The organism is Gimesia chilikensis (assembly GCF_008329715.1).
Taxonomy (GTDB): domain Bacteria; phylum Planctomycetota; class Planctomycetia; order Planctomycetales; family Planctomycetaceae; genus Gimesia; species Gimesia chilikensis.
The window spans coordinates 108,704-122,485 of the sequence record NZ_VTSR01000010.1; the positions used below are offsets into that span (position 1 = coordinate 108,704).

Annotated in this window: 8 protein-coding genes; 2 read left to right on the plus strand and 6 right to left on the minus strand. The window is 53.1% G+C overall.

Annotation, left to right across the window (positions count from 1 at the left end; genetic code table 11):
- Nucleotides 1–37 precede the first annotated feature (37 nt).
- From FYZ48_RS15540 to FYZ48_RS15550, 3 genes are all read right to left on the minus strand, one after another.
- Nucleotides 38–2,095 (minus strand): flagellar basal body P-ring protein FlgI, encoded by a 2,058-nt coding sequence (locus tag FYZ48_RS15540; protein ID WP_149341906.1) that lies wholly within the window; start codon nucleotides 2,093–2,095, stop codon nucleotides 38–40.
- 317 nt (nucleotides 2,096–2,412) lie between these two features.
- Nucleotides 2,413–3,120: a hypothetical protein gene (locus tag FYZ48_RS15545; RefSeq protein ID WP_149341908.1), complete on the minus strand. Its 708-nt coding sequence runs from the start codon at nucleotides 3,118–3,120 to the stop codon at nucleotides 2,413–2,415.
- A gap of 73 nt (nucleotides 3,121–3,193) precedes the next feature.
- Nucleotides 3,194–3,865 (minus strand): hypothetical protein, encoded by a 672-nt coding sequence (locus FYZ48_RS15550; protein ID WP_149341910.1) that lies wholly within the window; start codon nucleotides 3,863–3,865, stop codon nucleotides 3,194–3,196.
- Between the two features lie 282 nt (nucleotides 3,866–4,147).
- Between FYZ48_RS15550 and FYZ48_RS15555 the strand changes: the two genes are divergently transcribed.
- Nucleotides 4,148–6,184, plus strand: coding sequence for a prolyl oligopeptidase family serine peptidase (locus FYZ48_RS15555; RefSeq protein ID WP_187782043.1), 2,037 nt, complete (start codon nucleotides 4,148–4,150; stop codon nucleotides 6,182–6,184).
- A gap of 70 nt (nucleotides 6,185–6,254) precedes the next feature.
- Nucleotides 6,255–7,451 (plus strand): RidA family protein, encoded by a 1,197-nt coding sequence (locus tag FYZ48_RS15560; protein WP_187782044.1) that lies wholly within the window; start codon nucleotides 6,255–6,257, stop codon nucleotides 7,449–7,451.
- A gap of 92 nt (nucleotides 7,452–7,543) precedes the next feature.
- Here the strand turns inward: FYZ48_RS15560 and FYZ48_RS15565 are convergent, their stop codons facing one another.
- The 3 genes from FYZ48_RS15565 to FYZ48_RS15575 all read right to left on the minus strand — a co-directional run bounded on the left by FYZ48_RS15565 (nucleotide 7,544) and on the right by FYZ48_RS15575 (nucleotide 13,740).
- Nucleotides 7,544–9,007 (minus strand): DUF1501 domain-containing protein, encoded by a 1,464-nt coding sequence (locus FYZ48_RS15565; RefSeq protein WP_149341915.1) that lies wholly within the window; start codon nucleotides 9,005–9,007, stop codon nucleotides 7,544–7,546.
- A gap of 79 nt (nucleotides 9,008–9,086) precedes the next feature.
- On the minus strand, nucleotides 9,087–11,993 hold the full coding sequence (locus FYZ48_RS15570; protein ID WP_149341917.1) for a PSD1 and planctomycete cytochrome C domain-containing protein: 2,907 nt from the start codon (nucleotides 11,991–11,993) through the stop codon (nucleotides 9,087–9,089).
- A gap of 292 nt (nucleotides 11,994–12,285) precedes the next feature.
- Nucleotides 12,286–13,740: a DUF1501 domain-containing protein gene (locus FYZ48_RS15575; protein ID WP_149341919.1), complete on the minus strand. Its 1,455-nt coding sequence runs from the start codon at nucleotides 13,738–13,740 to the stop codon at nucleotides 12,286–12,288.
- Nucleotides 13,741–13,782 lie beyond the last annotated feature (42 nt).

Below are 13,782 nucleotides of genomic sequence, written 5' to 3' on the forward strand. Positions count from 1 at the left end.
GTGATTACAATCAAGGTGCCTGACCGTCCTTGCCGGATTATTTTTTGAAGTAACGTAACCAGCTATCGAAGGCACCTCGCTTCACGAATTTACCTTCCTCATCCGTAGGACTGGATTTCGGCTTCCGTGTATCAGACAGACTGGCTTCACCTTTGTTGTCTGAATCACCTTCGGCCTCTGCCCGTTCCCGCATTTCCTCTTCATATTCCGATTTTTTGGAACGTTTCGACTGAGGAGCTCCATCGTGGAAGATATTGGGGACCATATTTTCGTTGCCGACGCGTGAACCTTTACGACGTTTCGGCTTTGTAGATTTCATCTCGCCCGATTTCAGAGCCATCAACGAATCTTCCGGTTCGGGTCGGAAGTACATCCGGCCCCCTTCCGGCAGTGCATCGATTTCAACCTGTCCGTCAATGTTCCCCTGGCGGTGTGCCTGCAGGATCATGGCGGCGATATCGGGATAGCTGGCTCCCATCTCCACAGCGGTGCGAATCACAACGGCAATGTTCCGTGAGACCTTCTTTCGCTGGTCGGGTTCGCCGACTTCGTATTTACTGACAATCACTTCCTCACTGCCAGCAGCGCCGGTCACCAGCACTTCGCCGGCCCGCACTGCCATGGGAACCCGGAACTCCTGCTCAGAACCAAACAGCACTACTTCCGGATGTTTCCGGTGCGTAATATGAATCATCGGCCCGCCATTACGGGCATTGCTGCCCTCTTTCTGGTCGGGATCGTGACTGGTTCCCTGCTCCAGTTCCGTCTGCAGCACGTGCAGCAGGAACTGACCATTCATGTCTTCACCACGAATGAAGGGATCATTTTTATCCAGAGTCCAGAGTGCCCGGAAAGCCCCGTAACGGGTTTCGGCACTGGTCATGCACATCAGATCCCGCAGGTAGAGGTGAGCCTCCGGCTCGTCAATTGCCGACATCGCAGCCAGGGCATAGACGCGGAACGCAGGTTCCTCGCGGGCAGCTTCAGCCAGATGCTTCAGACCCGCTCCTTCTCCCAGGTAAGCCAGCGCGACCGCAGCGTGGAATCGGACTTCGAGCAATGGGCTCTTCAACGCCATCTTGAGAATCGGAATCGATTTCTTACCAATGGCCTCCAGTTGAATGGAAGCCCGTTCCGCTTTCTCGGGGATCATAATTTCTTCACTCAGCTTCTGCATGCGTACGCGTTGCGCCACATCGGTTTCCCGGAAGGCGATATACCGTACGACCTGCAGATAACGTGAATCGTTGTGTTTGTAGCGTGGCTTGAGTTTCAGCACTACTTTCTTATCGGTCTTGGCTTCGGCCAGAGGCTCTTCGATTCCGTATTGATCAAAATGGTGGAACCGTGTGCCGATCTTGTTGGCGATACGCTGCGCGTTACGAATACTCTTGAAATCGTTTCGCAGGTACAGTGCCAGATCCCGGTCTTCCGCGGTGGAGACCCCACCGGCCAGAATACGACCACGGCGGAGCATTCCGTTGGCAACTTCGACGTCCTCGCCCATCGGCGGAATCAGAATTGGACCTTTGGCTTTCGCCAGGATATGACCTTTGAGCAAACCGCGTCCCTGAATCATTGCCTGTTCAGCCAGGTATGCTTCCATCAACCAGCCTCCTTCCAGGCTGGTCGCTTCGCTGTTACCGGGCAGGTAGACTTCCACGTCGAAGCTCTCCCCTTTGCGAATCAGCGGGGGCAGATAGGCTTTCACGATAACCAGCGCGGTAGACGGGCTGCGTAAAATCATGTTCGGGTTTTTAACATTCCGGCGGCGCATCTCACGCAGCAGTGCTTCGCGGTGCACGGACGGAGGTGGATTGCCGCCGGTCCCTTTGAGGCCGGTCACCAGGCCGACCCCCTGCAGGGCGATCAGGTTCTTCCCGGTAATCTGTGTGTAATCTCCCACAAAGGGCGTTTCGACCTTGGTCTCGAATTTTTCCAACTCGGAGAAGTCTTCCTCCTCCTCATCCGGGCTTTGCGACCGCATGTTGACATTTTTCAGCCAGCTTTGTGGCTTCAAATCGAGTTCCTGGCATCCGGCGAACGAAAACGCCAGTGTGATCAGCACGATGAACGGATTGACAAAGTTCTTCACAGCACGACCCCGTTTGTGAGAATACAGTCTTTTCAGAATGTGTGTTCCCCACCTCAACCGATGCCGGACGGACGTTGATCAACAGGCAGACGGACCGTTCGCGAGAACCTGTCCCTGCATCAGTAAAATTACTGAAATGGACCTGAGGAATCAGACAGTGCCGGAATCGACAAAGTAGAAAACCTGAAGAGAAATTGAGATTTGATTTTGAGAGAGATTAATGTGGATCGGGAGCTTATGGCATTGTGAAAAACAGGTCAAGAGGGATTTTTCGCCCTGTCGCGCGCAGCCAGAATCGTGCTCAAACCGCGGGAAACCTACTTAAGCAGTTGCAGGAATTCAGTTTTCGAAATCTTCTGGCTACCGCGGCTCGTCTTTTTTCCATGATGAGTACTGAATTCTGTGATGGAGATCTTATCAAAAAAATCGAAACCACTCTCCTCGGTAGCTTCGAATTTCACCTTGTCTGTAGAACGGCCCGGACGCTCTTCAATTTTGGAATTTTCAACGGCCAAAATACGCAATTGATGAGGTTTCAGGTAACCAATATGTATCTTCGATGCCTCAACCAATGTTGTCTTTTTATCAGACATTCGAATCAACCTTACAAGTTCGTGGTCCCGATTGTTAAGTATCAGTGTTCGGCGATGCTTGCTCCAGAACATGCGTGCTTCCCTGGCAAACATCCGCAGTTGATCAGGAATATTTTCGATTTCAACGTTACCCGCTATTTCAATCTCTCCTCGATCTCGGTATTTAAAGGTTGCATTTATCTGGTCTGCAGAAAGCCGTGTCTGGCCACACACCAGCTGCGTCTTTCCTTTTAGCTTGATATGGTAATGTCCTTCTGGAGTGACATGAAAATCCAGATCCTCAGCTTTCATTCGAAAACAACCAACTACCAGCGTTTTTTCACCAGCCATTGGACTCTTCTCATTGCCATGAAGTCCTAGTAGAGTCGCCTCATCTGCCAGACTCAACATCTGAGCAAAATTCAGACACATCAACAGGGTCAGAATTCTCATCAACATTTCTGATCTGCCTTTCAGATTCATTTATAAGAACTTGTCATTTTTACAGAACTTCAGATTGTAGAATCTATGGTTTCCTCGCTGTGGCTACCCATTCCTCTGAATAGAATTTGATCGCAGCCAGTTCGATCCCACTGAAGAAATCAAACGGATTTGACTGCCCTCCGGTAACCTCGATCCGCTGTGCAGGCATTGCTGGCAGCACTTTCATCGTGACGTGATCTGTGGGATGAATCAGCAGGGTATCCAGGTTTTTATATAACAGATCGATGTAACCCGCACGAATCTGAGTAGTTTGTGTCCCCTGGGTCGTCGAAAGTGTTACTTCTTCTCCCTGACGGGACTGCAGCCTGAGAAAGCGTCGTCCTTTCTCCAGGATCGCTCGTTGAGCGGTCATTCGCAACTGGTCCTGTGCATTTTCAATCTCTACATGCCCCTGCATCTGGATCCAGAGATCATCCGGACTTCCATAAGAAACCTCGATCTGATCTGCAGCATACCGAGTCTGACCACAGAGCAGCCGAGCATTGCCTTTGAGACTGATGAGACACCGACCGTCCTCTTCCATCAGGACTCTGAGTTGCGCGGCTTCTACTTCAAAAGGCAGTTCTTTCAGGGACTTTGTTTTCACCGGACGGGGAGTATAGGTATTCCGGATATTGTACTTTTTCCCCGGAACAAAACCGTCGGCCAGGCACAGCTGAGTCATTCCCCCCAGGCACAGTAGCACAACAATCATTCTGTTTATCATTTCTGAACTCCGTTTCAATTTTGTTGAGTGAACTCAGCTTCCTGGAAAACTAAATTCTTCCAGCCGGAGCAGGCTCTGGCCGGTGTTCTAACAGACAGTTTTTAGAGGGTCTATGCCAATTGTGAGCGATTTCGCCTCTTTATCCGATCAGGGATAATCTGGACTGCAGGAGTTTTCAAACGAGGCGGATTCAGACATGATATGGATACCAAGCTTAGTGACCACTGTTTAAGAAGTTACATCATTCCTGGTTCCTGCGAGATTCCTCCTATGAAATTACCACAAAAATATCTTGTCAAAATTACAATCCCACTCATCCTGGCGGCCTGCTGGTCTTCCAGCCTGCTGTACGCGGATGGCCCGAAGGATAATCTGCCCGACCAGGTCCGCCGCATCCCCGCGCTGGGTGTCGAAGTTCCTGAGAAACAGCGTGCTCAACTGGAAGAGGGGCTGGCGAAACTCAAGTCGTCAATCGATCAGCTTAAACAGACCAAGGATGCCCGCATTCGTTCCCTGATCCCCGATGTCGAAATCTACCATCGGGCCGTTCGCTGTGCCCTGGAATACCAGGAGTTTTTCCATGAACGGGAAATCGGAGTGGGCTCGAAGCTGCTCGAACAGGGACAGGAGCGAGCCGACCAGCTGCTGAAAGGGAAAGCCCCCTGGACCAAACAGACCGGTCTGGTCGTTCGCGGCTATATCTCAAAAATCGATCAGACGGTTCAACCTTACGGCCTGGTCATTCCCGAAAGCTACACTTTCTCTGGTAAGAGCCAGTACCGCTGTGACCTCTGGTTCCACGGACGGGGCGAGCGTCTGAGTGAAGTCAACTTCATTAACCAGGCACAGCGTTCTCGCGGCCAATATACTCCGACCGACACGATCGTTCTGCACCCCTACGGCCGCTACTCGAATGCTTTTAAATTCGCCGGCGAAGTTGATGTACTGGAAGCACTGGAATCAACAAAACAGAATTACCGCATCGACGATGATCGCGTCGCTGTCCGTGGATTCTCGATGGGAGGCGCTGCCTGCTGGCAGTTTGCCGTCCATTATGCTGACCGCTGGTTTGCCGCGAATCCAGGAGCAGGCTTCTCCGAAACCCCGCTCTTCCTGGATGTGTTCCAGAACGAAGAGCTGAAGCCGACCTGGTACGAGAAGAAACTCTGGCAGCTCTACGACTGCCCCGGGTATGCCTTGAACCTGTTTCAATGTCCGACGGTCGCCTACAGTGGTGAAATCGACAAACAGAAGCAGGCAGCCGATGTGATGGAAGAAGCACTCGCCAAAGTAGGCATCGACATGGTCCACATCATCGGCCCGGATACGGCTCACCGGATTCACCCCGACTCCAAGGTGATCATCGAAGAGAAAATGGATTCCCTGGCCCGGGTAGGACGACAGCGGATTCCCGAAACCATTCACCTGGTGGCTTACACCCTGAAGTACAACCGCATGAACTGGGTAATTCTGGATGCGATGGACGAAGAATGGGATCTGGGACGCATCGATGCCCGCCTGCTCTCCGATAACCGGGTCGAAGTTAATACAAAAAACGTATCTGCTCTCACGCTGAAAATGTCAGCCGGTGAATGTCCACTCGACATGACCCAGCCTGTCACTGTGAAAATCGACGGATTGAAAATCAATGTTCCCCGTCCACTCTCCGACCGTTCCTGGGAAGTCTCCTTTCACAGAGAGAACTCTACCTGGGAACTCGGCCCCGCAGTTTACGAACCGGGACAGCTGGTTAAAAAGCACAATCTGCAGGGTCCGATCGACGATGCCTTTATGGATTCGTTCATCTTTGTCTCTCCGTCCGGAAAATCTGCCTCACCAACGGTTGAGAAGTGGGTCCAGTCAGAAATGAAACATGCGATCGTGCACTGGCGTCAGCAGTTCCGCGGTGATGCCCGTGTGATGCAGGACTCACAGATCACCGACAAGGAAATTGCTGCGAGCAATCTGGTGCTCTGGGGCGACCCGCAGAGCAATCAGATCCTGAAGAAAATCATCGACAAGCTGCCGATCCAGTGGAACCAGGAGATGATCGTTGTAGGCAATAAACAGTATGCTGCCGACCACCACGCTCCCGTATTGATCTTCCCCAATCCACTGAATCCGGAGAAATACGTGGTCCTCAACAGCGGGTTTACTTATCGCGAGTATGCCTATCTGAATAATGCCCGCCAGGTACCGATGCTGCCCGACTGGGCAATCATCGATTTACGCACTCCGGCTGGCAGTCAGTATCCCGGAAAAGTAGTTGATGCCAACTTCTTTGATGAATTCTGGCGTTTGAAATAACCCGACACTTCCCCGGGCAATGTGACCGGGGAGTTTTTACGTTCGATTCTTTTTAATGGTGAACTCACTCATGAAATCCATGACGAATCTACTGACAGCCGTTGCACTGCTGGCTCTGACCGGATCGGCTGCGGCCGAGGTGGCCTACCTGAATCCGTCCGCCGAGACAGGAACTTCGCAGTGTGCTGTCGTCAAAAACAGTGTGCTCGCACATACTTCTCAGATCCTGCCGATCAATTTCAATGGGGGACAGGTCGTGGCAGGAAATGCGGGAGATCAGACTGCGATGGTCCTGCAGAATCTGGATTACCTGCTGGGCAAAGTCGATGCCACCCTGTATCGCATTGTGAAACTCAACGTTTACGTGGCCCGGGAAGAACTGGTCTCCGAGGTCAAACAGCGACTGGTCAAAGAACTGAAATTCAAAGTTCAGCCCGCCTGTACTTTCGTGGTGACCAAACTCGCAGATCCCAAGGCCCTGGTGGCCATGGATGTGGTGGCGGCACTCGACTCAGAGAAAAAGATCGCGAAGACTGAGATCTACAACGACAATGTCTCCGGGTTCCGTGTCGCCCTGTTACCCGCAGGACGGACCGCCTACATTTCCGGTCAGGCCGTCAAAGCGGACACACTGGAAGAAGCGACAAAAAAGACCATGGAAGAACTTCACCAGACACTGAAGTTCCTGGGTGGCTCTCCCGAAAACATCGTGCACCTCAAAGCGTTTCTCACCCCGATGAAACAGGGAGAGAGTTCCGCGGAGGTGATTGACAGTTTCTTCCCCGAGAAACGCCGCCCGCCGGTCACGCTGGTGGAATGGTTTTCCACCCTGCCGGTCGAGATCGAAATGATCGTCGCGTTGCCTGAGCCGGCACCAGCCTCCCGTCCTGCAGAGACCATCGTCTACAAGACGCCGACCGGAATGAAAGCGTCCCCCGTCTACAGTCGCGTCGCGATTGCCGAAGTGAGCGACCGGATCTATGTTTCGGGTATCACTTCCAAAGAGCCGGGTAATTACAGTACGCGGATTCACAGCGCCTTTGATCAGCTGAAAGCGATTGTGACGGAAGCAGGCAGCGATATGGAGCACCTCGCCAAAGCGACCTACTATGTTTCCGACAATGAAATCAGTGGCGACTTCGGTAAGATTCGCCAGGAATATTATAATCCCAAACGGCCCCCGGCAGCCTCCAAGGCGACCGTCAAAAGTGTGGGCATTCCCAATCGGATTCTGCTGATGGATATGATCGCGGTTCCCGTCAAGTAAGCGAATCGGCTTCGATCCAGCAAACAAAAAAACGCCCTGCATCACAGCAGGGCGTTTTTATTTGGTTCCGATGGTTGTCAGTGCATCGCCTGTTAAGCAATGATGTCATGCACGATGCGATTGGGCTGACCATCAATGAGTGTCTGTTCTGCCCCGTTGCGGGTGAAGGTCAACTGCTCAGCATCGAGTCCAAACAGATGCATCAGAGTAGCGTGATAGTCGCTGTGACTGACTTTGTCTTTGATGGCGTGGTGACCAAAGTCATCGGTCTCGCCGTACGTCATACCGCTCTTCAGGCCACCGCCGGCCATCCACTGAGTGAAGCCATAGGTGTTATGATCGCGGCCCTGCTTTGCGACTCCAGCATCGTTCTGGATCACGGGGAGACGCCCCATTTCACCACCCCAGTGGACCAGGGTTTCATCCAGCAGACCGCGTTGTTTGAGGTCTTTGACCAGACCTGCGGAAGGCACATCCACGCGCTTACAGGTTCGCGGCAGTGAAGTCCGCATGCTGGTATGGTGATCCCAGTGCTGGTTCCCCGTCATGATCTGCACGAAGCGGACACCCCGTTCAATCAGGCGGCGGGCAATCAGGCAGCGTTTACCAAACTCAGCGGATTCCGGCACGTCGATACCGTATAACTTCTGAGTGGCCAGTGTTTCCTGGCTCAGGTCGAGTGCCTCGGTGGCTGCGGTCTGCATCTTGGCTGCCAGTTCATAGCTGGCGATACGAGCTGAAAGATCGTCTTCGCGAGGATGCTGGCTCAGGTGCCGCTGGTTCAGCTGACCGAGGAAGTCGAGATATTTTTCCTGGGCTTTGCCGCTCAGGTGCGGCGGTGCATTCAGGTTCAGAATACGTGGTTCTTTCGGACGAATGACCGTCCCCTGGTACAACGAGGGCAGCCAGCCGTTGGTCCAGTTATCGACGCCCAGTACGGGTGCTCCGCCGGGATCGACCATGGCGATATAAGCGGGCAGGTTTTCGGATTCTGATCCCAGACCATAAGTCAACCAGCTACCCAGTGTCGGGCGACCGGGAAGAATGCGACCACTGTGCATCGCGTAGATCGACTGTCCGTGGTTGTTGACGCCGGTGTGCATCGAACGCATCAGCACGATATCATCGACGACCTCTCCCAGACCGGGCACCAGCTCAGAGAGCTCCATACCGCATTCGCCGTGCTTCTTGAATTTCCAGGGGCTGCCCAGCACTTTGGAACTGGCCTGGGCGGCGTTGTCGTATTTGATGTCGCCGGGGAACTTTTTGCCGTCGTACTTCTGCAGCATCGGTTTGGGGTCGAACATATCCAGGTGACTGGGACCGCCCTGCATGAACATGGAAATCATCGACTTCGCGCGAGCTGGATGATGCGTCGGTTTGACCTTGAGGTCAAAGACTTTCTTTTCCAGCTCCGGCCGAGCCACGGGATTCTTCGCCTGGGCCTGCTCGTGATTGAGCAACCAGGACAGGGCGACCGAACCAATGCCCATGGAACTGGAAGCCAGAAAGTGACGGCGGGAATGCGGGGCTGTCAGGGGAGCTTGTTTATGCATAGTGCGATACCATTCGAGTATCTGAAGTTTTAAAACATGTGAGACATACAGGCGTGCGGCTGAAATTCAGCGCCCCGCCTCAGTCGACATACAGGAACCCGTTACTACTGAGCAGGGCCTGGCAGAAGGTTGCCAGTGCCAGCTGTTCCGGAGTTTTGCCTGCACTGTTTTTCTTATCAAACTGAGGAATCTGTGAATCAATAAACGCAATCGACTGTTTAATTTCTTCAGCCGTCGGTTCTTTACCATAGGCCAGCATCCAGGCCAGTTTGACCTGTTCCGCTTTGTTGCCGGCCCGTTCTTTCTGCAGACGTTCTGCGAAGTACTCGGCATGTTCCACCATGAAGCCACTGTTCATCATCAACAGTGACTGTGGAGCCACGGTGGATGAGGATCGTTTTTCACAGTTGGGCTCCATCTTGGGAGCATCGAACATATCCAGAACCGCCAGCGGTTTACTGCGGCTGACCGCGACATAAATGCTGCGGCGGAACTGGCGATCGTCCATCTTGATATTCTTACCCTGGCGACCGGCGGAATCGACATTGGAGATCCCAACTACGATCTGACCAACTTCATCTTCTTTGACGGGAACCGGCGTGCCATACAGGTCGGTCTTCAGTTTGCCTGTCACGGCAATGATGAAATCGCGAATCGTTTCCGCTTCGAGACGACGGACCGGCATATGACCGTAGAGCAGGTTGTCCGGATCGACGACATCGTATTCGTCGGAGCGTTGTGAACTCTGCATGTAAGCGGTAGAGGTCATCATCATCTTGTGCAGACGTTTGATTTTCCACCCGTTGGAAACGAAGTCGTGAGCCAGCCAGTCCAGCAGTTCACTGTGAGTCGGCGGAATGCCCAGCTTACCGAAGTCGGTCGGCGAAGCCACGATTCCTTTCCCGAAGTGATGCAGCCAGAGACGGTTCACAAACACACGGGCCGTCAGCGGATGCTCGCCGTTCGTGATGTACTTCGCGTAGGCCAGACGACGCCCCGTTGTGGGAATGTCTTTGCTCTGAACCGGAATTTCAACCTGCTGATTCAGACTGGTTTTGACGACCGACAGGCCTGCAGGTTCCAGTTCATGTTTGGGTTGTTCGAAGTCACCCCGATTGAAGAAGAAGGTTTTTGGCACTTTCCCCGGGACTTCAGTGAGGACACGAATGAATTCTTCCTGCGGTTTTTTCTCACGGATCTTGGCCGCTTTGTCACTGTATTCCTTGAGGATCGCCGTGGTCTTCAGATCGTTAAACCGTTTGGCTTCGTCTTTGAAGTGCTGCACCTGGGCGGCTCCTTCGGGATCGAAATCCTTCAGATTCGTTGTCGAAACCAGGAGGCCCGGGAACTCTTCGATAATTTTCTTCTCTTCTTCCGTCCGTTTTTTCGCGTCGGCTTTCTGTGCAGCTAAAGCCAGTGCTTTGCGGTCTTCCGGAATTTTGGCCAGCGTTTCTGTTTTGACTTTTTCGACCAGATCGCGCGCCAGTTCCTTGGATTTCTGAGTCGCTTTGCTGGACTGCTCATACAGAGTCCGGTCGTAGAGATACAACGAACCTGCAGAGAGACGGTTAATACGGGGATAGTCCTTCAGCAGGGCCACCTGTTCCCTGGTCCGTTCTTTACCCGCCGTTTTATAAGCTTTCCGGGCGGCTTCCCGCTTCTCTTCGGGAACGTCCAGTAGCTCACGCTCAAGAGTACGGTCGATGAACTTGTTGACCAGTTCTGTACGTTCCGCGAGGACTTTCTGAGCTTCTTTTTCCAGCTCGTTCGCTTTCTGGCGATCGGCGTCCGACATGATCGAAATCCGACGTCCGGCGGGTGTCCGCCAGTTTTTCCAGTCCAGAGCCGGTTCGAAAATGGCACGGAAACGATAGTAATCGTTTTGTGGAATCGGGTCGTATTTGTGATCGTGGCACTGGGCACACGCGACGGTCATTCCCAGGATGGAAGACGAAACAATGTCCACGGTGTCTGTCACGACCTGGTTTTTCGCGACTTCCTTTTCAGCAGGGTTACTGCCGGTCCCATCCGGGGCCATCCGCAGAAAACCGGTGGCAACCAGCTTCTGCATGTCTTCCGGACTCAACTTGTGATAAGGCGGCTTGACCATTTCATCGCCGGCCAGCTGTTCCTGCAGGAACTGATCGTAAGGCTTATCTTCGTTGAACGACTTGATGACATAATCGCGGTAGCGGAAAGCCCAGGGGCGTTCCTGGTCTTTGTTGTTGTAGCCTTCGGAATCGGCATACCCGGCGACGTCCAGCCAGTGACGTCCCCAGCGTTCTCCGTAATGCGGTGAAGCGAGCAGACGGTCGATCAGTTTTTCATAGGCGTCCGGACTCTTGTCATCCAGAAACTGCTTCAGTTCTTCCGGAGTGGGAGGCAGGCCAATCAGATCGTAAAACGCACGTCGTGCCAGCGTTGCTTTCGCTGCTTCCGACGTGAAGGTCAGATCCTTTTCTTCCAGTTTGGACAGCAGGAACGCATCGATCGGCTGGCGGACCAGTTTGGGCTGTTTTACCTGTGGTACGGGAGGATTTTTAACAGCCTGGAATGACCAGAAAGCCAGGTCATCGGGAGCAATATAATCATCGCCGATTTTTTCCGGTTCGGGACGCAGCGTATGCGCGCCCTGATCGATCCATTGTTTGAGAATCGCGAGTTCCTCGTCAGGCATGTGCTTGCCTTCGGGAGGCATCTCCTTGGCTTCGATGCGGGCGATCAGTTCACTCTCGCCACTCTTACCCGGCACGATGGAGGGACCGCTGTCGCCCCCTTTGACCATGAACCGCTTGAGACGGAGATCGAGACTGCCTTCCATCTCGCCATTTTCGCCATGGCAGTGCAGACAGTGGACTTTGAGGATCTTGCGCACATCGTTCTCAAAGGAGAGCGTATCCGTTTTTTTCTCAGACTCAGCGGCCTGAGTTGAAGTCAGACAGACGGATGCAGAAAACAGAGACGCCAGGAAAAGTCGACCGATCATAGAAGAAGACTCTCATGGTAAGGTTTATGGTGAGGGCTACCCGGCGGAACCAGGCAGTCTAAATGGAGGGCTCATCAGCAGCTCAAAGTCGAATAATAACTAAGAGTTGCTTATATATTATGGTATCGGTTTTACCCCGAAGTGCAAGAGAGGATTTTCAAACGGGTTGGTTTAATCAGAAACGGTAAAAAGATCCGGGTTACATAAAAAAGAGCGGTTTGGTGACCTTTGATAGCAAGCAAACCGCTCATATACTCGTAAAACATTATTGTAAATACACTTACGCAATCAACTAGCCTGTCACCAGTTTTTCCATGAATTCCCCTTCGTTCAGCGTGGGGCGTTCCGGACTTCCTTTGTGACGATATTCCAGCTTCATGTTACTCAGACCGAGCAGGTGATAAATACTGGTGTGAATGTCTTTCACGTGCATCCGATCTTCGACGGCATAGAGACCCAGTTCGTCGGTCCCGCCGATCGTCTGGCCCCCTTTCACACCGCCACCAGCCATGAACATGGTAAAGCCGGTCGGGTTATGATCGCGGCCATCCCCTTTTTCACTCATCGGAGTTCGACCAAATTCTCCGCCCCAGACGACGAGAGTCGAATCGAGCAGACCACGCTGCTTGAGGTCTTTCAACAGGCCGGCAACACATTTATCCATGCCGCGACAGAGTGCCGAATGACGTTTTTCAATGCCGGAGTGTGAATCCCACTTACTACCAGCACCATTATACAGTTGCACGAAGCGAACACCTCGCTCGACCAGTCGGCGGGCCAGCAGACAGTTGGTACCGTAAACTTTGGTCTCCTTCTCGTCCATCCCGTACATTTCCCGGGTGGCCTGGGTTTCCTGACTCAGGTCAACGGCTTCGGGAGCAGCGGCCTGCATGCGGAACGCCAACTCGTAAGACTCAATCCGGGCATCCAGTTCAGACTGTTGTTTGCGGGACGCAGCATGCCGCTCATTCAGCTTGGCAAGCAGATCGAGTTTGCCAGACTCCTGAGTCACAAACACATCATCGGGACGGTACAGATTGGAAATGGGTTCCTTACCTGTATTCAAGCGGGTTCCCTGGTACACGGCGGGAATGAAAGCCGTTCCCCAGTTACGCGGACCATTGACCACCGTGCCGTTGTTGTCCTGAATGACGACGAAAGCAGGCAGACTTTCGTTCGCTGTTCCCAATCCATAAGTCACCCAGCTGCCCAGTGAGGGACGGCCGGCGAGCGGAATGCAGGTATTCATCTGGCAGACACCACCGGCGTGGTTAATCCCGTTGGTCCAGCAGCCGCGTACGACAGCGATGTCATCTACGCAGGTGGCGATGTTCGGCAGCCAGTCGGAAACCCAGGTACCGGCTTCGCCGTGCTGTTTCCATTTGCGTTTGGATGCCAGCAGGGGAGCATTGATTTCGCCCATCGCGGTAATTGGCTTCTCGAAACTGTCGGGCAGCGGTTTGCCAGCGAGCTTCTGCAGTGCCGGCTTGGGATCGAACATGTCGATGTGGCTCGGGCCCCCTTCCATGAACAGGAAGATCACACTCTTCGCCGTCGCCGGGAAATGCGTCTGCTTGGCCGACAGAGGTGAAAGTGATGGCGTAGGCTTCTTGGGTTTCGTCTTGGCAGCTGCTTCGGCCTGTTGTGCGAGCATGGCGTTCAAAGCGATCCCACCGAAGCCGGCTCCAGCCTGCATGAGGAGCTGACGACGATTGACGACAGTATTGATATCCTGATATTGATTCATGAGATTATCTTTCCGCAAAAGCGTTTAATGGTCACGGGTGTT

Bases quoted from the DNA above. Each gene is read 5' to 3' on its own strand.
- FYZ48_RS15545 (WP_149341908.1), bottom strand. From the start codon at position 3,120: ATGAGAATTCTGACCCTGTTGATGTGTCTGAATTTTGCTCAGATGTTG.
- FYZ48_RS15550 (WP_149341910.1), bottom strand. From the start codon at position 3,865: ATGATTGTTGTGCTACTGTGCCTGGGGGGAATGACTCAGCTGTGCCTG.
- FYZ48_RS15555 (WP_187782043.1), top strand. From the start codon at position 4,148: ATGAAATTACCACAAAAATATCTTGTCAAAATTACAATCCCACTCATC.
- FYZ48_RS15560 (WP_187782044.1), top strand. From the start codon at position 6,255: ATGAAATCCATGACGAATCTACTGACAGCCGTTGCACTGCTGGCTCTG.
- FYZ48_RS15565 (WP_149341915.1), bottom strand. From the start codon at position 9,007: ATGCATAAACAAGCTCCCCTGACAGCCCCGCATTCCCGCCGTCACTTT.
- FYZ48_RS15570 (WP_149341917.1), bottom strand. From the start codon at position 11,993: ATGATCGGTCGACTTTTCCTGGCGTCTCTGTTTTCTGCATCCGTCTGT.
- FYZ48_RS15575 (WP_149341919.1), bottom strand. From the start codon at position 13,740: ATGAATCAATATCAGGATATCAATACTGTCGTCAATCGTCGTCAGCTC.